Origin of the sequence: Arcicella rigui (assembly GCF_034929435.1) — a bacterium.
GTDB classification, from domain to species: domain Bacteria; phylum Bacteroidota; class Bacteroidia; order Cytophagales; family Spirosomataceae; genus Arcicella; species Arcicella rigui.
The window spans coordinates 115,718-134,095 of the sequence record NZ_JAYFUM010000009.1; the positions used below are offsets into that span (position 1 = coordinate 115,718).

Below are 18,378 nucleotides of genomic sequence, written 5' to 3' on the forward strand. Positions count from 1 at the left end.
TTAGAGTCATTCAGCATTATGAAAACACAATTCCCAATATATTTTATCTTGTTAATCATCTTGATAGCATCGTGTATTACTCCTATCTCAGACTTTGAACAAGTAAATACCAAAAGTTATTTTACCATCGAAGCCTCGCTTACTGACCAAGCTGGCCCGCATACTGTGCATTTATATATGTCGTCCAATCAGATTTCGGGTGGATATTTTCAGCCAGTAATCAACGCTAATGTAACTATTACAGATGAAAAAGGAACTGTCGAAACCCTAAGCGACCCTACTCAGAAAGGATATTATGTCACTTCAAGTACTTTTAAAGGAAAAGTGGGAAGTACTTATACTTTGAATATTGTAACAAGTGACGGAAGAAAATATGTTTCGCAGCCAGAAACGATGAGAGCCGCACCTGAAATTGAAAATCTTATCACAAAATTTGAAGTAGAAGATATTTATGCCAAAGGTGACCCTCGTCGTGGAGGATTTAATGTTTATGTAGATTTTCAAGATTTTCAAACCCTTGGCGATAACTATCAATGGTATTGGAGACATTACCAAAAAGCTTATATCTGCGAAGTATGTTCAAATGGCTACTATGATTTCAGAAGTAATTCATGTACTTTTCCAAGAGTACCTACCGACATTACGCTAAAATATAAATGCGATGGCGATTGTTGGGATATTACTTATGCCACTTCTTTAAATGTATTTTCAGATGCTTTATTAAATGGTAAAAGAATTACTGGAAGAAGAGTAGCTCGCATTCCTTTCGATGATATTACGCCTTATTATCTACAATTTGAACAAAGGTCTATTACGCAAAACTCTTATAATTATTACCAAAGTTTGGTGGCTCAGACTCAAAATAACGGTACTTTATTTGATGTGCCTGCTGAAACAAAGTTTAGTTTCAACGTAAAATCAACTACTAATTCATCTGAAAAAATACTTGGTATTTTTGATGTATATGCTGTAAAATCTAAAGTTTTCTATATCGACAGGTCGGTTGGCATTCCTGCTGGTGAAACGCCTACGCCTAATATTGTTTATGGCGATGTGTTTTCTTGTCCAGTTGGTGCTGTTGGTTGTAAAGAATATGTGCAGTGTTTTCAAAGTTCCAATCGTACTCCATTTAAACCTGTTGGCTGGCGTGATTAAGTAAAATTATCAGAAATTAATCCACTGATTTTCGTTACAGAAAAGATAAAATCGAACAAATTTGTATTTGAATGAGTTGTCTAATGACAATCTATTAAATTCTTTCTTACGTAAATAGTAGAAAAAATACTCTCAATGCAAGTACAAGAACCACAACTGTCATCAAAGCAAAGTATTGCTAACCATTTTAAGACTGGCGTTTTAATTGTCAATTTAGGTACTCCAGATTCGCCAAGTACGCCTGATGTTCGTAAATATTTACGTGAATTTTTGATGGATGGCAGAGTAATTGACTTTCCATTTGTGTTCAGATGGATGTTGGTAAATTTAATTATCGCTCCGTTTCGTTCGCCAAAATCAGCGAAAGTGTATCAAGAACTTTGGACAGACAGAGGTTCTCCCCTAAAGTTTTATGGCGAAGACGTTGAGCGAATGTTACAAGCTCAGTTAGGAACTGAATACGATGTAAAACTGGCGATGCGTTACCAAAACCCAAGCATGGACGCTGGCTTGGAAGCATTCAGAAAAGCTGGTTATAAAAAAATTATTGTCGTTCCATTTTTCCCTCAGTACGCTTCAGCAACTACGGGTTCGGTATATGAAAAGACGATGGAAATTGTAAAAAATTGGCAGATTATTCCAGAAATTAGTTTTGTCAATACTTTTTACGACCATCCTAAATTTGTTCAGTTCTTTACAGAAGCCGCACAGCAATACATGGCAAAACATGAGTATGATTACTTTATGTTTAGCTATCACGGTTTGCCTGAAAGACAAATCAGAAAAGGCGATTGTACGGGCAATACTTGTAAATTAGGTTCATGTTGTGATACCATCCATGCGATGAATCAATATTGTTACAGAGCTCAGTGCCATGAAACTACTCGTCTTTTAGCCAAATCTTTAGGTTTGAAAGAAGGTGATTATATGACTACTTTCCAATCAAGATTAGGAAAAGACCCTTGGATTCAGCCATATACCGATGCTACTATTAAAGAGATGGTAGCTAAAGGCAAAAAGAAAATCTTGGTTTTCTCGCCTGCTTTTGTGGCGGATTGTTTAGAAACTACCATCGAAATCGGCGAAGAGTACAAAGAACTTTTTGAAGAATTAGGCGGCGAACATTGGCAATTGGTTGAAAGCTTGAACAACTCTCCTCTTTGGGTAGATTTATTAGAAGATTTAATAAAAAAAGCATAGCAACCATTTCAAATACTGAAAAGCTTAGGCTAAAAATACCAAACAAAAAAGTTTTGATATATTCTTGAAGAGAAGAAATATATCAAAACTTTTTTTTGTTACTTGCCACAGTTTATTGTCTGCTTTCCAGCAAGGACAAGTCCAAATTCATAACTCATAATTCAAAACTCATCACTTTTATGATATATTTATTACTCAGTATTTTCTTTTCTGTACTCTTACTCATCAATTTTCGATTGCACCCACGTTTTCAGGTCAATACTTTTCAGGCAATCATTCTTAATTATCCTGTTTGTATCATTACAGGCTTGTTGTTTCTTCCTAAAGACCAACATTTTAGTTTAAATCTCTCCGAAACCTCCACACAATTAGCCATGCTTTTGGGCGTAGGCTTTGTGATTACTTTTATGTTATCAGGTTTTTCTACACAAAAAATCGGGATGGCTACTACCTCTTTGGCAAATAATATGTCGCTGGTTGTTCCTGTGATTTTTAGTTTGATAGTTTTGAAAATGAGTGCCTCTTTTGATGTTCTCAATTACACTGGTTTGGCATTGGCGATTGTAGCGGTTGTGTTAAGTACGGTAAAGAAAGACGCACCTTCCGAAAACGCCTCTTCACTCAATCAATACTGGTGGTTGCCTGTGGCGGTGTTTACAATGTACGGCATTACGAACACAAGTTTTAATTATCTGAATGCTACTTATGTAACAAAGGCTGGTACAACCATTCCTTTTACGCTTACGATTTTGGTTGGCTCGGTTGTGGCGGGCGGTTCGGTTTTATTGTTAAGATTGATTCAACAAAAAGAGGTTTTTGACCCAAAAAGTATCATCGCCGCTATTCCATTGGGGATTCCTAATTTCTTATCTTTTTATTACTTACTAAAAGCCTTAGACCAATACCAAAACAATGGTGCTTTTGTGTTGCCGATGTACAATATTGGGGTAATTGTGGGTTCGGCTTTGGTGGCTTTTGTTTTTTTCAAAGAAAAATTCTCTTCACTCAATAAAATTGGTTTATTATTGGCAATTCTTGCGATTGTTTTGATTTCTCACCAAAGTTTAAATTGGTAAGCATTTCTAAAAAAAGCTATTCAACAAAAATTTAAAACCATTTTTCATCTGTAATTTTACAGCATGAAATCACAAATAATATTAAAAGCAGGAAAAGAGAATCCTGTGAAACGTTTTCACCCATGGATTTTCTCGGGTGCTATTGCAAAAATTATTGGCAGTCCTACCGATGGCGAAGCGGTTGATGTGTTAGATTCACATAAAAACTATTTGGCTACCGGACATTATCATGAGGGAAGTATTGCCGTTAAAATATTTTCTTTTCAAGAAACTACTTCTGATGAAAACTTTTGGTTTGAAAAAATCCAAAAAGCCTACCAAGTTCGTCAATTAATTGATTTTGAAACGACCAATTGTTACCGTTTAATTCATGGTGAGGGCGACGGATGTCCCGGTCTTATCATTGATTTTTATAATGGTGTTGCGGTTTTTCAGGCTCACAGTATCGGAATGTACCTTGAAAAAGACAAAATTGCTCTTGCTCTTCAAAAAGTTTATGGCGATAAGTTGTTAGCGATTTACAATAAATCGCATGAAACACTTCCCAATCAGTTTGCGGCATCTGTGCAGAATGGTTATTTGTTTGGAGCTTGCCCAGTGCCACATTCGGTGCTTGAAAATGGCTTTAAGTTTATGATTAATTGGGAAACTGGACAAAAAACGGGTTTCTTCCTCGACCAAAGAGATAATAGGGCTTTGTTGGCGAAGTATTCTAAAGGCAAAAAGGTATTAAATTCTTTCTGTTATTCGGGTGGTTTTTCAATGTATGCTTTGGGAGCTGGTGCAGAATTGGTGCATTCGGTAGATGTTTCTCAAAAGGCGATTGATTTGGTCAATCAGAACATTTCAGCGAATGGTTTTGAAGGATTAAATCATCAAGCTTACGCAGAAGATGTGATGAAGTACTTGAAAGCGAACGACCAGTTCTATGATCTTATCATTCTCGACCCACCAGCTTATGCTAAAAATGTAGCAACTCGCCATAATGCTATCCAAGGTTATAAAAGATTGAATACAGAAGGCTTTAAGCGTTTAGCAAAAGGGGGAATTTTGTTTACATTCTCTTGTTCGCAAGTGGTAGATAGAGAATTGTTTTATAATACTGTGGTTTCGGCGGCTTTAGAAGCAGGACGACAAGCAAAAGTATTACATCACCTTACGCAACCAGCAGACCACCCTGTCAATTTCTTTCATCCTGAAGGAAGTTACTTAAAAGGTTTGGTTTTATATGTAGAATAGCCTCCTCAATGAGCCATTCGGGCTTATCAATATTTATTCAGGGTAAAGCTAAAAGATGTAGGTATCAAAAAAGCTTTACTCTGTCTAAAACAAATGTACTTTGTGCTATCACAAAAACATTTTTATACCTCACATTAAGGTTTTTACTACTCTCAAAAAGCTCTTCCATTCAAACATCTATTACTCTTCCTCAATCAAGAAGTAATTCATGTTAAACATTGATAAAATAGACTCAATCAAGTAATAAGTCATATCAAACATTGATAAAATAGACTCAATCAATGAGCAATTTATGTCAAACATTGATAAAATAGATTTAATCAAAGAGCAATTCTTGTTAAACATTAACCAATTAGACTCAATCAATGAACAATTCTTGTTAAACATTAACCAATTAGACTTAATCAATGAGCAATTATTGTTAAACATTAACCAATTAGACTCAATCAATGAGCAATTCTTGTTAAACATTGATGAATTAGATTTAATCAAGAAGCAATTCTTGTTAAACATTGGCGATTAAGATTGAAGCAAGAAGGCATTCTGATAAAACATTGATGATTAAGGATTTATCAATGAGCAATTGATGCTAAAAATTGATAATTTCTATGCAGATAAATAGCTATTTTAGGAAAATAATAATAGGCTATTAAGCAACAGGAATCGAAAAGAAGAAGCTTGTTCCCTCATTTGGTTTACTTTCAAACCAAATTCTTCCTTGATTTTTCTCTACAAGTTCTTTACATAGTAAAAGTCCTAAACCACTCCCCTTTTCTTTGTTAGTGCCATAAGTAGAGTATGAAGTATATTTATTAAATATCTTATCTTGAGCCTCTAATGCAATACCTACGCCATCGTCTTTTACCGAAACTATCACTTCATTTTGTTCAGTTTGTAATTGAGCTTTGATAGTAATACAATTACCTGCATTTAAGAACTTTACCGCATTCTCAATCAAATTTCTAAGGACAATATCAATCATCGTTTCGTCAGCAAAAACCGTCAAGTCTTCTGCATGCTCGTCTATTTGTAAGGCAATCTTTTTATCTGAAGCCCTACCTTCAATAAGTGCAATGTTTTGTTTGATTAACTTTTGAATATCAAAATGTGTGGGTTTAGTTTGCATACCATCCATTTGACTTTTCGCCCAATACAATAAATTATCAATCAAATTGGCGGTAACATTCAAGCTTTGGGAAGCCTTTTCGATAAAAAACTTTTTCTCTTCTTCATCCAATTCCTCCATTCCCAACATCTCCATCATCCCTTTGATTGAATGTATAGGCCCACGTAAATCATGCCCAATGATAGAAAACATTCTGTTTCTAACTAAGATAAGTTCTTCTAAATGTTTATTCTTCTCTACAATCTCATTGTTTTGTTCTTCAAGTTTAAGTATCAACTTTCGTTTAGCAAGATAGTTTCTTACTAAAAAAACTACAATACATAGTAAAGACAAAGCACAAACAGTTATAAAATCACGTTTGAGTTTGATGTTTGCAAGTTCTTTTTGGTCAATTAGTTTCTCATTTCGTAAACCATCTACTTGCTGCTGCTTTTTTTCGAGCTCAATCACTGACATTTTTGCAATCATTCTCGACCGCTCAATGCCAATCACAGAATCTTTGAGAGCAATTTCAAGATTTCTAAAGTAAAGAGCTTTATTATAATCACCCATTTTTAAATAGGTCATATACAAAGTATTATCAATCACACGACCAAGCTCCTGAATCCCAAGTTGTTTATTCTCTTCAAATGCCATTTTCCCATAATACAAGCTTAGTTGATAATTTCCTGTATAGTAATTGATAAGGGCAAAGGCACTATGGCAATAAACTATTCCCTCTACATCCTTAGTTGCAGTGGCGATACTCAATGATTTATTAATGTATTTTAGAGCAAGTGGATACTTCCCTTGAATCATTAAATTTTCACCTATATTGTAAAGAGTTATGGCGATTCCCAGTGAGTCTTTTAGTTGAGTGGCAATGCTCAAGGCTTTTTGATTATAAACAATGGCAGAATCGGATTTGGAGTTATCCTTAAAAATTTCGCCAATGTTTACCAAAACACTATGAATCCTGTGTTTGTCAGGCTTTTTTTGTTGAATAGCAATTTTATAAGACTTCTTGTAAAAGTAGAGAGCTTTAGGGAAATCTTTTAATTGAGCATAAACAATTCCGATAGCGTTTAAGGCATTTCCTTGCACTTCGGTTAGCCCTAATTCTTCACTTATTCTTAATGCCTCAAAGTAATACGCTAAGGCTTCTGGAAGTTGTGCTTTTGAAACTAAGGCTAACCCTTTTGAAATATTAGCAAGGGCTATGCCTTTTTGAAAACCTAATGCTTTTGAAAGGGTTAGAGACTGTTGGGCGAAGAATAAAGCACTGTCGGAGTTTCTATTCCAATAAAATTTTGAGAGAGCGTAGTAAGCATTTACTTTATCCGTGTCTTTTTTAGCTGTTTTAAGCTTTTCATGTAAAGACTTTATATTTTCAGATTGAGCCAATAGATTCTCATTCAACATCAATACCAATATTATCGCTGAAAATAAACTTATGATAAGTTTTTGTTTCAATCTCAGAAAAATCGGTAAAGTATAAATCAAGTTTATCATATTTTAAAATTAAACCTATTCAGAACTAAAATAGTCAAAAGCCATTGAACAGGAGTATTTGATTTATTTAGTTAGCATGTATCACCCAATAAATGCTGTAAGACAAGCGAGAAGAAATCATTCTTCTTGTGTACTTCCACAAATAAACTTATACATAATGTCTTAAATCAACAAGTTTAATGAGCTTTATTTGATGTAAAAAATAAAAATATTATCAAAAAAAGTAGTCAAAACAAAGGTTGGGTGAATCTTAAAAAACAGCAATTATTTCAGAAAATACCAAGAGCAAATATCTTGCTAAAAAAATAGATATTCATTAAATCCTATAAATTCGCTTGCATTCTTGTACTTTTTGAAGTGGTGTTCATGAAAAAAAGACTTAAAAGAAAAAATTGTAGTATAAAAGCCTTAATTTTGCAAATGAAGTTTCTTTTATATTCTCAATATGTATTTGAATAGGCCACTATTAAATCTATTATACATTCTTGTATTCGCCTTTAGTCTTCCTTCAAAGGCACAGGTACTTCCTCTGAATCGTAGCGACTCAGGGCGGGTAGCTCAATACCAAGCTTTGTATGAATCCTACAATCAAGCTAATAATTTAAAAGAAGCATCCAGAATGATGAATGAAATTGGCTTCATTTACTGGAACTACAATCAGTATAAAAGAGCCATCAGTTTTTATGAAAAAAGTTTGAAACTTAACTATGCCATTGACAACCGCAACGGCGTAGCGATGCTTCACAACAATTTAGGAATGCTCTATGCCGATGTGCAAGATTACGAAAAAGCCTTGTATCACTTTTCGCTGACACTTGCCGCCAGACGCATCAATAAAGAACCCATCAGTATTATCTCATCTCTAAAAAATAGAGCAGTAGTTTATAACAACGTAAGAAAATACAATGAAGCCATTAAAGACCTACAAGAAGCACTTAGTTTAGCAAGGGAAGTCAACAACTCAAACGAGATGTCGAGTGCCTATGCGATGTTGAGCGAAACCTTCGAAAAAATGGGGAACGTTGATGAATCTATCAAATACTTTAAGTTGTATAAATCTTTCCATGATGCCGAACAAAAAAATAAAGTTGAAAAACTGGATTATGAATTGCAAAAGGAAAGCCTCAATAAGCAAATTGCAGAGTTGAATGCCAAAACAAAAGAAATTGAGCTTCAACAAAACGAGAAGAAATTAGAAGAAAGTAAAGAGTTACTTCGGATTAAAAATAATGCTTACAAAGAACTTTATAAAAATTTTACGAAGGCAGAATTAATTGTAGAACTTCAAAAAAAACAGATTAAAGTAGAAGAAGCAGAAGCACAAGCCAAACAAGCCGAAGCCGATATTCTTAAAAAAGAAAGATGGTATGTTTGGGTGATAGCAATCATCATTACTTTAGCGGTATTAATTATTGCTACGATTATTTATTTGAACAGTAGAAAAATCAAACAACAGAATCAGCAATTACATCAACAAAATATCGCAATCGCCAAGCAAAAAGAGCAATTAGCGATTTCAAATGATGTAAAAAATAAAATCTTTTCAATTATCGCACACGACCTTCGTGGACCAATTGGTTCATTGAAGAGTTTCTTTATGATTTTAGAAGAATTTGATGATATTCCAGAAGATGTTCAAGAGATTTTGGAACAATTGAACATTGAAAACTCTCAGATTTCTAATATATTAGACAACTTATTGAACTGGGCAAAAACCCAAATGGCTGAACTTACGCCTAAACTACAAGCCGTAAATGTAAACCAAGTAGTAGAAGAAAACGTAAATCTTTTACAAAGAATAGCCGAAGGAAAAATCATTACGCTTAAAAATGAAGTACCTAAAAGCTTGGTGGCTCATTCTGATGTAGAAATGACCAAGATTGTCTTTAGAAATTTAATTCAAAACGCATTAAAATTCACAAAAGCAGAAGGAACAGTAACCATTACGGGAAAAAGATTAAGTGACGATTTATTAGAATTTAAAGTAATTGATAGCGGCGTAGGCATGAGTGCTGAAAAAGTGCAAACCTTATTTAACTTAAAGAGCAATAAGTCCACTTATGGTACTAATAATGAAAAAGGAACAGGACTTGGGCTTGTACTTTGCAACGACTTTATAAGAATATGCGGTGGTAGCCTTGTTGTCACCAGTGAAGAAAACGTAGGAACTACCATTACTGTAACCTTGAATACAAACCATGATTCGTAAAAACATTTTAAAATCAATGATTTTGGCAGCTTTGGCATTTAATGCTTCGGCACAAACTGCCCAAACTATCAAACCAAAGTATTTTAAAGATAATTCAACAGGTAAATTATACTGGAACAAAAAATTGCCAGTATATATTTGGGTTTCAACCACCCCCGACCACGCTGAACAACTTTTACAAAAATCTTCAAATGAAAAGTACTCTGTACCTTTTTATTTAGATACCGAAGGCGTTAATTTCATTCGTTCTAAAAACGCAGTTGACCCTGTTACCAAAGAACCTGTGAAGCCCTTGCAAGAAGTAATGTTAGAAGTATATGCCGATGGTGTAGCCCCAGAAACGGGCGTTACTTTTTATAATGGCTTCAGAAAATATGTTAATGCTACTGGAAAAGTTTTTTATGGCCCTTATGTCAATTTCAATTTGCAAGCAACTGATAAAACCAGTGGGGTTGAATCTATTTTCTACTCAATCAACAGTAGTCCTTTTGAAGTATATCACACTGAGAAAAAATTATCAACTCAGGGCAATTATACGCTTAAATTCTTCGCCAGTGACCGTGTAGGAAATGCAGGAAAAGTACAAGAGCAAATTTTTACGGTAGATAATACTCCGCCGTTTACCAATTTGAACGTAAATGGTATTACAGACGAAAAAGCAGTTTCTTTTACCAGTAAAATGTATTTCAATATGGTTGATAGCATTGCTGGGTTGAAACAAACTTACTACAAATTTGATAATGGGAATTATGTTCCTTATGATGGTGCTTCGATTCCATTTTCGGCATTAAATGAAGGACAACATACTTTGGCGTATTATTCAACGGATAATGTCAATAACCAAGAACCAGAGAAAAAATTCGATTTCTTTCTCGATAAAAGCTCACCTTTGATGGCTGCTGATATTTTGGGAGATAGATACATTGCCAATAATATCATTTATTTCTCTGGAAAAACGAAATTAAAATTAACAGCCATTGATAATAAAGTAGGCGTTAAAGTAGTAAAATATGCTATTGATAATCAGCCATTTACTACTTATAGCAATCCGTTCTATTTGCCAAGTATTTCGGGTTTACACAGCATTCGCTACTATTCAATTGATAATTTAGATAATCAAACTACGGGTGTAACAGGAGTTGGTTATGAAGAGTACAAACACAGTGTAAGTAAAGTATATGTTGACTTGACAGGGCCTACGCTCTCGCATGAAATTATTGGTGATGTTGTGATTAGAAGAGACACGATGCTTTTAGGACCAAACAATTTTATTAAACTAAATGCTGTTGACCCAGAATCTGGTTTACAAAAAGTTACATATAGTTTTGATGGTAAGCTGATTGAGAATGATTACACAACGCCAATCAAAATGACACAAAAGGGCGTTCATACATTTGAATACTTCGGTTATGACAATGTAAACAACCGTAATGTAGCTGCCTTTACATTTATTAGTGATATTGAAGGCCCAGAATTATTCAATTTCTTTACCGTAGGAAGTATCAGTAGCAAACAAGGCTTAGAAGTATATCCTTCAAAAGTTGGCTTCTCTCTGGCAGGAACAGACGTTTTGGCGGGCTTAAAAACTATTACATATAGTATTAATGGTCAGCCAGCGAAATTGTACACTACTACCGTGAATGGATTTAAACCAAATACAAAATATACCATCAAAATTGTAGGAACAGACTACTTGGGAAATCAATCTTCAAAAGAAGTTAGTTTCTTAACTGGGAAGTAACATTAATTTTCAAAATCAAAAAGCCGTCAAAATTAAATTTTTGACGGCTTTTTTTGATACTTATCAATTTTTATAAATCTGCAACTTTCCAGCCAGAACGATATTCACGACCAACAAATTGATTGGCATCATCAAAATTAGTGATTTTCATATCGTTGCCATTCCAGAGTAATTTATTTCTTCCATAGAAATCAAATCCACCTCTTTCATTCTTTTTACGAAGCATATAACTACGAATGGCTAAATTACCCATCAAAACAGTTTCAGTAAGTGGCCCAGAATAATCAAACGAAGAAGTTAAAGCTTTGTGTTCTTTACTTTCAAAACCTGCCTTACAAGCATTTGTCCAACTTACTTGGTGTCCGTACTCAGGTAATCCTTTCACATCGCTTGGAATATCTTTTGGCATTTCGATTTTCTCACCTGATTTCAAATAGATTTTAGGGTCATTGCCATACATTCCGATAGTCATAATTCCTTTTGTACCTGTCAAGATAATACCGTTTGCTCCAGCATCATTACTGATTGGTTCATTGGCAGGAATCAAGTCTGGGTGCATTGGTCTGATACCGCCATCCATCCAAATCATTTTCATTGGTGTTTTATTCTTCTTGGTTTCAGGGAATTTAATTTCCACATGAGACGAAGGCGGACAACCTTCTGGAATGTACTCTGGCGTCCAATCTTTAATAAATACCGCTCCAACGCTACATTCTACTTCTGTTGGATAGCCCAAACCTAAAATTCTAAAAGCAGAGTCGATTGTATGACAGCCAATATCTCCTAAAGCACCTGTACCAAAATTCCACCAACCACGCCATTTGAATGGATGATACAATGGATGATAGTCAACCCATTGAGCCGGCCCAACCCAAGTATCCCAGTCTTGTGGAGACATAGCATCAATTAATTTTGGTTTGTCTGTTGGCACTGGAATACCTTGTGGCCAAACAGGACGGTTTGTCCAAATATTTACGGTATGTACTGGTCCAATTTTACCTTCATCAAACCATTTCATCGCTACATTCTGAGCAGGGTTTGAAGACCCCTGATTTCCCATTTGTGTAACTACTTTGTACTTTCTGGCAGCGTTTGTCAATAAACGAGCCTCAGCAATATTATGCGTTAATGGTTTTTGTACATAAACGTGCTTTCCTTGCTGCATACAAGCCATGGCTGCATAAGCATGGAAATGGTCGGGCGTTGAAATCGTTACGGCATCAATATCCGAACGCATTTCATCCAACATTACTCTAAAATCACGGTATTTTTTAGCATTAGGGAATTTATCAAAGGCAGTTTTAGCTCTTGAAAAATCGACATCACAAAGCGCTACTACGTTGGAAGTTCCATTGTTATAGGCATTTATAATATCAGATTGACCTTTACCACCTGCACCGATGGCTGCAATATTAAGTTTATCGCTTGGGGCAATAAAGCCTTTACCAAGCACGTGCCGAGGAACAATAAAAAAGCTACCAACGGCTAAAGAACCTTTTTTTAGAAAATCTCTTCTGGAGTTTTGCTGTTTAGAATTGGACATAGTTAATTTTGAGTTTGCTTTAGAATAAAACTCAAATTACGTTTATTCAACAAAAACTTTATCCTGTTATAGCAATAATTCTATTTAGAAAGTTTTAAATGATAGCCAACAGTGGGAATTAAAAATACTTTTGAGTCACTTGATGTTAAACCTGCTGGAAAAGCAATGTTTATATCAAAAGCATGTCTTGCTCTATCGAAACGTAAGCCTCCCGAAAATACAAATCCATCCTCAATACTCAATCCGTTATCTAAAGCAAAAAAGTTTTCAGTAAAGAAGGTAAGGTTCGGCGATATTTTTTTCATGTATCCGATTGATACTCCTACACTTCCACTGTTATCTTCTACAAAAAAAACTGGACTTATATTAAAAAACTCTTCTTTCTTTCCTAAACTCAGCGAAGGAATTACGGCTAAAGTATGTCCAATATGATCTCCTCCTAAAAGATTTCCAGAAACAGATAGATTTACTTTTTTGTTGGATATGACGTTTAGTTTAGCTTTTAAATTATAAAATTCAGTTGGAATAATAGTAAAAAAGCCTGCTCCAACACTTAGCCTTTTGGTAACACCAATAGCAAACTCGCTATAATAAACCATTATATTGTGGTATTCTACGGCTTCGGCTTCTACTGGAAATGCGGTGGGTGTAAACATAAAGCGATTTACAAATCGGTTTTCATAATACGATTTATTGAAAGTACTTTTATTTTTATCGTACAATTCCATACTCAAAATCTGGTCGGCTTTTACTGTAACAAGCCCCATATTTTCAGTTTGGATTTTACTTTCAACGGTATTTTGCTCAATGATTTTACCAAGTAATTGCGTGCCATCTTTCAAACGAATGATGAAAATACTGGGAACGGACACGGTGGTATCTTTTTTATAATAATCTTGAGCAGTGGCACAAAAGCCAACTAAAATGAAGCAAAATAGAAGCAAGCCTTTTTTCATAGTAATATCAGAGATGTTTATAGAGGTTTTAATTAATAACAAAATAAGCAATGTAATGCTACATTGCTTAAAATGGTTTAAAAAATTTCTTGAAGTAAACTCGCAAAAAACACATACTTTCCTCGGTATCGTTTATCAACTGACAAGTTTAGGTCGTCTAAATAATCATTTTCATATACTTCAAAACCTTCAATACTATCAAAAAAATATTGCACAGAGTAAGTAACTCCGCCATTATCAATTTCAGTAAGTAATTTCAGCATTTTAAAGCTTTTCGGAAAACCAGTACGCATAACATTTGGGATGTGTGTAGTTCGCATCCAATCCAAAAAATCCGCCTCAGCGTTTAAGTCGATATTATAAGTAATATTATGAAATAGCATGAATTGTATTGTTTTTAGCTGTGAGCTATGAGCAGTTAGCTTTGAGCTTTTTTTTGCTTTTTAAGTCTTAAATTTAAAATCTTACTTCTTGAAGTCCTAAAGTCTAAAATCTTACTTCTTGTATCTTAAAGCTATAAAGTCCCAAGTCATAAAATCAAAAATCTAAAATCTTGTTTCTTGAATCTTGTATCTTAAAGTCTTTAAGTCCTAAATCTTAAAGTCCTAAAGTCTAAAATCTTGTATCTTGCTTCTTGTATCTCAATAAAAAAACTCATCTAATCGTCGATAATTTCAATTTTGTTCCCCAAAGAGCTATGAATATCACTGAAAAAAAGTAAATAAGATTTCTGGAATCAATCAAGCCTTTACCTAAAGCATCGTATTGATAATCAAGACCTAATTGATTAAAAATATAGGCAAAATCACCCAAGAATGATAATTGTGCTAATTGTCCGATTCCATAATACAAAAACAAACAAATCGTAAATGCCAGAATAAAAGCAGTTACTTGGTTGTCGGTTAATGAAGAAGTAAAAATTCCAATTGCCACAAATACACAAGCCAAAAAGAAAAGCCCCAAGTAAGAACTAATGACGGCGGCGGTATCAATATTTCCTTGTGGATTGCCCAACTGATATACAGAGTAATAATAAATTGCCGTAGGCAGAAGAGATAACAATACCAAATAGCAACAAGCAAAGTACTTTCCGAGAATAATCTGCCATTTTGAAAGCGGTTTAGTAAACAGTAACTCAATAGTTCCCGTTTTTACTTCCTCCGCAAAAGCCTTCATGGTAATAGCAGGTATCAGAAACAAAAAGATAAAAGGAGCAACTTGAAAAAAAGAAGACAAATCTGCATAGCCAAAGTCAAGAATATTGTCTTTGAAAAACCATACAAATAAACCAGTAGCCGTAAAAAAAACACCAATAACAATATAGCCTACCAAGGAGCTAAGAAAAGTATTGACTTCTTTTTTGAAGATTTGATACATAATAAATTATCTTTTGCAAATGCTGAACGCTTACTCAAAAATTGATTTTTCCTTTTTCAGAATCGCAGAAATGACCAAAGCCAGCAATAATCCAGTTAGAAAACCCATAAAAATCGTAACGATGAAAGCTAAACTTGGGTCGGTAGCCCAAGCAATAATTTTCTCATTCATTTCCATTTGTGCTTCTGAACCGCCTTGTTCTTCCATTTTTTCACGCATCATATTCGCCTGACGCACTACTTCTGAATTATCAATATATTTAATGTAAAGCATATTGAAACCTCCAGAAACAACTCCCCAAACTGTTCCAGCCAACAAACCAATTCCCAAACCTTGTCCGTAGGTCATCAAATCGTTGTTTTGACTTTTAAAATCTTTCATTGCCAATACTTGTATCAAGCAAGTAAATGCCAAAGCAATAATACTTAGAACAAAACCAATAGAAGCATCGCCAGTATTCTTAATACCTAAAAATTGGGTTGCCAATGATAAAATAATGGAGATAATCCCAGAAATCAATCCCCATTTAAGAGCAATTCGAGTAGTAGTTGTTTGATTTTCCATTGTTACTTGTTTTTAATATACACATATTGCTTTCTAAAAAACAGAGAAATCATAATTGAAACAAGGATTCCTAAAGGGATTTTTCCTTTCAGACCAATGATTTCGTCAACAGCAATATCTTTTGGCGATAATACTTTAAAAGCGGCAATAATACTGTTGAACGATTCTACACCCATTTCTTTGATATATCCATTTTTTACAGAAGGCATTTGAAGCATCTGAATTGTTTGTGAAATATAGTCAGATAAAATGGTATTTCCAGATGAACTTAACCAAAAATAAAGTCCAACAGCACTTACAATTGCTCCGAAAAGATTCGTAAGGTTTGCTACGGCAAGTCCTTCCCAAAAATGTAAAGTTTGGTCAGTGTTATTCTTACGATATGCACGAACAGCCAAAACCATACAAACAAAACTTAGCAAAACAGAAGGTGCTTTTTTGCCATCTAAAGGTACTTGTCCAAGACTTTTTACAAACAGACAGTATCCTAAAGTAAGAAAACCAGCCAATAAACCGTAAAGAACAATGGTTTTGATAAATGATTTATTAAACATTTTTTTGATTTTTTTAGCTACGAGCTGTGAGATTTGAGCTATGAGATTTAAGCTTTGAGCTATAAGCCTTGAGCTATGAGTAAAACAAAGTTGAAAGTTGACTCACAAGCTCATAACTCATAGCTCATCGCTCACAGCTTATAGCTCAAAGCTTACACAATTACACTTATAGCTTTTCCTCTTAAAGTTTTTCCAATAAAAGGTGAATTTTTTGAATTTGAAACAATTTTCTTTTCACGATAAATCCATTCTTCATCTTCCGAAAATACCGTTAAATTCGCCTTTACTCCTTCTTTAATTTTAGGAATAGGAAGTCTCAAAATTTTACGTGGATTTACCGTAATTTTTTCAATCAAATCCGCCAAGTCCATACTTTCATTATAAGTATTAGCCGCAGCGAAAAGTGTTTCCAAACCAATTACACCAAACTCCGCCATATCAAATTCCAATTTCTTTGCCTCTTCGTCCTGTGGATTATGGTCTGAAACAATGGCATCAATTGTTCCATCTTCCAAGCCTTTCCAAAGTGCCTCTACGTCTTCCTGAGTACGGAAAGGAGGATTTACTTTGAAGTTTGTATTAAAATCAACCAAATCATTTTCGGTAAAACAAAGCTGATGAGCGGATACATCACAAGTAATCGGAAGCCCCATATCTTTACCCATTCTAATTAAATTCACCGATTCAGCCGACGAAATTCCTGCAAAATGCAATAGACTTTTATCCGTAGGAATTTCTGTAAAAGGCGTATTGATAAGGTATTCAAGCAATTTCAAATCTCTCATCAACATAATTTCTTCTGCCATTTGTGGCATTCCTTTCATGCCCAAAAAAGTACTCATCATACCATCGTGCATTTGCCCGAAATGAGTAAGATTTGTTTCTTCAGGACGATTGATAAGTACGCCACCAAATTGAGAAAGGTATTGTAAAGTTTTTAAGAGAATATCAGGATTTTGGATGGGATGTTCGCCATCGGTAAAGGCAACTGCACCCGCTTCGTGAAGGTCAATCATTTCGGTAAAATCTTTACCTTCGCACTTCAAAGTAACGGCTGCCATCGGGTGAAACTTCACCTTCTCCCCTGCTCTTTGTAAATATTTTACACTCTCACGAGTTTGTACTACTGGTTTGGTATTGGGCAATAAAGCAATTTCAGAAAATCCGCCAGCCAAAGCGGCAGCCTCCATCGACTCAAAACTTTCTTTGTGTTCGTAGCCCGGTTCTTTGGGATGTACTCTTAAATCGAACCAACCTATTGAAACACAAATATTTTTACCTTCTATAATTTCGTCTGCTTCAAGATTTATTTGTTCATCTATATGACGAATGATGCCTTCTTCAACAAAAATATCTTTTACCTGTCCGTTGAGGTCAGAGTTCTTAGCAATAATTTTAGCGGAACGAATCAGAATTTTCATATTTTTTACCAAGACTTAAATGTTCTATTTGTGTTTTGATTGTCTTTGATGTCTATTTCTTTAAATCAATTTTGGTGGATACTCTCAATATAAGTAATGAACACAATTTAAGTGACGTTTTGATTTAGGTAAAATTTTGATTGTCAGCTACCTAAAATAACAATCACCAATCACTTTTTACTAATCACTTAATTTGTAGCGAACCTTATTCTGATAGATTGGAATCATGCAGAGATTTGTGTATCAAAAAAAAGCCCTGACTGTCAGGGCTTTATCAAGTATCTATTTTGGATTAATGTCCAACGTGTGCTTGGTAAGTATCAGCATCCATCAAAGCTTCAACGTCAGCAGGATTAGCTACTTTCATTTTAATCATCCAGCCTTCACCATAAGGGTCTGAGTTTACTAATTCAGGAGCGTTTACTAAAGCTTCATTTACTTCTAAAACTTCGCCTGCTACTGGTAAAAACAAATCTGAAACTGTTTTTACAGCTTCAACTGAACCAAAAATTTCGTCTTGTGCTAAGGTTTGTCCTTCTGTTTCGATTTCTACGTAAACAATATCACCTAATTCACCTTGTGCAAAATCTGTGATTCCTACGATAGCAATATCACCCTCTAATTTCACCCATTCGTGTTCTTTTGTATAACGAAGCTCTGCTGGAAAATTCATCTCTGTCGATTTTTTGTTGATTTTTAAATTGGCTCGCAAGTTAAATTAAAATT

At 34.5% G+C, this 18,378-nt stretch carries 16 protein-coding genes; 7 read left to right on the plus strand and 9 right to left on the minus strand.

All coding sequences use genetic code 11. From position 1 onward, the window contains the following. Window positions 1-18: 18 nt before the first annotated feature. The 5 genes from VB248_RS09290 to VB248_RS09310 all read left to right on the plus strand — a co-directional run bounded on the left by VB248_RS09290 (window position 19) and on the right by VB248_RS09310 (window position 5,193). Window positions 19-1,155, plus strand: coding sequence for a DUF4249 domain-containing protein (locus tag VB248_RS09290; protein ID WP_323296490.1), 1,137 nt, complete (start codon window positions 19-21; stop codon window positions 1,153-1,155). A gap of 135 nt (window positions 1,156-1,290) precedes the next feature. After that, window positions 1,291-2,355 (plus strand): ferrochelatase, encoded by a 1,065-nt coding sequence (gene hemH / locus VB248_RS09295; RefSeq protein WP_323296491.1) that lies wholly within the window; start codon window positions 1,291-1,293, stop codon window positions 2,353-2,355. Between the two features lie 179 nt (window positions 2,356-2,534). Then, window positions 2,535-3,431 carry an EamA/RhaT family transporter gene (locus tag VB248_RS09300; RefSeq protein ID WP_323296492.1) on the plus strand — a complete coding sequence of 299 codons (897 nt, stop codon included), beginning with the start codon at window positions 2,535-2,537 and terminating at the stop codon, window positions 3,429-3,431. Window positions 3,432-3,494: 63 nt separating this feature from the next. Further along, complete coding sequence (locus VB248_RS09305) at window positions 3,495-4,670, plus strand: class I SAM-dependent rRNA methyltransferase (RefSeq protein ID WP_323296493.1); 1,176 nt, start codon at window positions 3,495-3,497, stop codon at window positions 4,668-4,670. 292 nt (window positions 4,671-4,962) lie between these two features. Continuing rightward, entirely contained in the window at window positions 4,963-5,193 is a 231-nt protein-coding gene (locus VB248_RS09310) for a hypothetical protein (protein ID WP_323296494.1), read from the plus strand. Between the two features lie 126 nt (window positions 5,194-5,319). Here the strand turns inward: VB248_RS09310 and VB248_RS09315 are convergent, their stop codons facing one another. Then, window positions 5,320-7,287 (minus strand): tetratricopeptide repeat-containing sensor histidine kinase, encoded by a 1,968-nt coding sequence (locus tag VB248_RS09315; protein ID WP_323296495.1) that lies wholly within the window; start codon window positions 7,285-7,287, stop codon window positions 5,320-5,322. 445 nt (window positions 7,288-7,732) lie between these two features. Here VB248_RS09315 and VB248_RS09320 point away from each other — a divergent pair, with 445 nt between their 5' ends. Together VB248_RS09320 and VB248_RS09325 are read left to right on the plus strand one after the other, a co-directional pair. After that, on the plus strand, window positions 7,733-9,496 hold the full coding sequence (locus tag VB248_RS09320; RefSeq protein ID WP_323296496.1) for an ATP-binding protein: 1,764 nt from the start codon (window positions 7,733-7,735) through the stop codon (window positions 9,494-9,496). Next, a complete protein-coding gene (locus VB248_RS09325) occupies window positions 9,486-11,237 on the plus strand; it encodes an OmpL47-type beta-barrel domain-containing protein (protein WP_323296497.1) in 1,752 nt (583 codons plus the stop codon). Before VB248_RS09320 ends, VB248_RS09325 begins: the two co-directional genes overlap by 11 nt. 70 nt (window positions 11,238-11,307) lie before the next feature. Here the strand turns inward: VB248_RS09325 and VB248_RS09330 are convergent, their stop codons facing one another. From VB248_RS09330 to gcvH, 8 genes are all read right to left on the minus strand, one after another. After that, window positions 11,308-12,780 carry a Gfo/Idh/MocA family protein gene (locus VB248_RS09330; protein WP_323296498.1) on the minus strand — a complete coding sequence of 491 codons (1,473 nt, stop codon included), beginning with the start codon at window positions 12,778-12,780 and terminating at the stop codon, window positions 11,308-11,310. A gap of 80 nt (window positions 12,781-12,860) precedes the next feature. Next, on the minus strand, window positions 12,861-13,652 hold the full coding sequence (locus tag VB248_RS09335; protein WP_323296499.1) for a hypothetical protein: 792 nt from the start codon (window positions 13,650-13,652) through the stop codon (window positions 12,861-12,863). A 161-nt stretch (window positions 13,653-13,813) separates the two neighbouring features. Continuing rightward, on the minus strand, window positions 13,814-14,119 hold the full coding sequence (locus tag VB248_RS09340) for a DUF4286 family protein (protein WP_323296500.1): 306 nt from the start codon (window positions 14,117-14,119) through the stop codon (window positions 13,814-13,816). A gap of 271 nt (window positions 14,120-14,390) precedes the next feature. After that, window positions 14,391-15,113: a gliding motility-associated ABC transporter permease subunit GldF gene (gene gldF / locus VB248_RS09345; protein WP_323296501.1), complete on the minus strand. Its 723-nt coding sequence runs from the start codon at window positions 15,111-15,113 to the stop codon at window positions 14,391-14,393. A 30-nt stretch (window positions 15,114-15,143) separates the two neighbouring features. Continuing rightward, window positions 15,144-15,677, minus strand: a complete 534-nt coding sequence (locus tag VB248_RS09350) for a DUF4199 domain-containing protein (RefSeq protein WP_323296502.1) — start codon at window positions 15,675-15,677, stop codon at window positions 15,144-15,146. A 2-nt stretch (window positions 15,678-15,679) separates the two neighbouring features. Next, window positions 15,680-16,231: a DUF4199 domain-containing protein gene (locus VB248_RS09355; RefSeq protein WP_323296503.1), complete on the minus strand. Its 552-nt coding sequence runs from the start codon at window positions 16,229-16,231 to the stop codon at window positions 15,680-15,682. Window positions 16,232-16,383: 152 nt separating this feature from the next. Beyond that, complete coding sequence (locus VB248_RS09360) at window positions 16,384-17,652, minus strand: dihydroorotase (RefSeq protein WP_323296504.1); 1,269 nt, start codon at window positions 17,650-17,652, stop codon at window positions 16,384-16,386. Window positions 17,653-17,944: 292 nt separating this feature from the next. After that, entirely contained in the window at window positions 17,945-18,325 is a 381-nt protein-coding gene (gene gcvH, locus VB248_RS09365) for a glycine cleavage system protein GcvH (RefSeq protein WP_323296505.1), read from the minus strand. Window positions 18,326-18,378 lie beyond the last annotated feature (53 nt).

What these genes read in the sequence shown, in the direction of transcription:
- gcvH (WP_323296505.1), bottom strand. Translation starts at nt 18,325, where the DNA reads ATGAATTTTCCAGCAGAGCTTCGTTATACAAAAGAACACGAATGGGTG.
- VB248_RS09330 (WP_323296498.1), bottom strand. Translation starts at nt 12,780, where the DNA reads ATGTCCAATTCTAAACAGCAAAACTCCAGAAGAGATTTTCTAAAAAAA.
- VB248_RS09305 (WP_323296493.1), top strand. Translation starts at nt 3,495, where the DNA reads ATGAAATCACAAATAATATTAAAAGCAGGAAAAGAGAATCCTGTGAAA.
- gldF (WP_323296501.1), bottom strand. Translation starts at nt 15,113, where the DNA reads ATGTATCAAATCTTCAAAAAAGAAGTCAATACTTTTCTTAGCTCCTTG.
- VB248_RS09315 (WP_323296495.1), bottom strand. Translation starts at nt 7,287, where the DNA reads ATGATAAACTTGATTTATACTTTACCGATTTTTCTGAGATTGAAACAA.
- VB248_RS09320 (WP_323296496.1), top strand. Translation starts at nt 7,733, where the DNA reads ATGTATTTGAATAGGCCACTATTAAATCTATTATACATTCTTGTATTC.
- VB248_RS09360 (WP_323296504.1), bottom strand. Translation starts at nt 17,652, where the DNA reads ATGAAAATTCTGATTCGTTCCGCTAAAATTATTGCTAAGAACTCTGAC.
- VB248_RS09290 (WP_323296490.1), top strand. Translation starts at nt 19, where the DNA reads ATGAAAACACAATTCCCAATATATTTTATCTTGTTAATCATCTTGATA.
- VB248_RS09325 (WP_323296497.1), top strand. Translation starts at nt 9,486, where the DNA reads ATGATTCGTAAAAACATTTTAAAATCAATGATTTTGGCAGCTTTGGCA.
- VB248_RS09355 (WP_323296503.1), bottom strand. Translation starts at nt 16,231, where the DNA reads ATGTTTAATAAATCATTTATCAAAACCATTGTTCTTTACGGTTTATTG.
- VB248_RS09310 (WP_323296494.1), top strand. Translation starts at nt 4,963, where the DNA reads ATGTCAAACATTGATAAAATAGATTTAATCAAAGAGCAATTCTTGTTA.
- VB248_RS09350 (WP_323296502.1), bottom strand. Translation starts at nt 15,677, where the DNA reads ATGGAAAATCAAACAACTACTACTCGAATTGCTCTTAAATGGGGATTG.
- hemH (WP_323296491.1), top strand. Translation starts at nt 1,291, where the DNA reads ATGCAAGTACAAGAACCACAACTGTCATCAAAGCAAAGTATTGCTAAC.
- VB248_RS09300 (WP_323296492.1), top strand. Translation starts at nt 2,535, where the DNA reads ATGATATATTTATTACTCAGTATTTTCTTTTCTGTACTCTTACTCATC.
- VB248_RS09340 (WP_323296500.1), bottom strand. Translation starts at nt 14,119, where the DNA reads ATGCTATTTCATAATATTACTTATAATATCGACTTAAACGCTGAGGCG.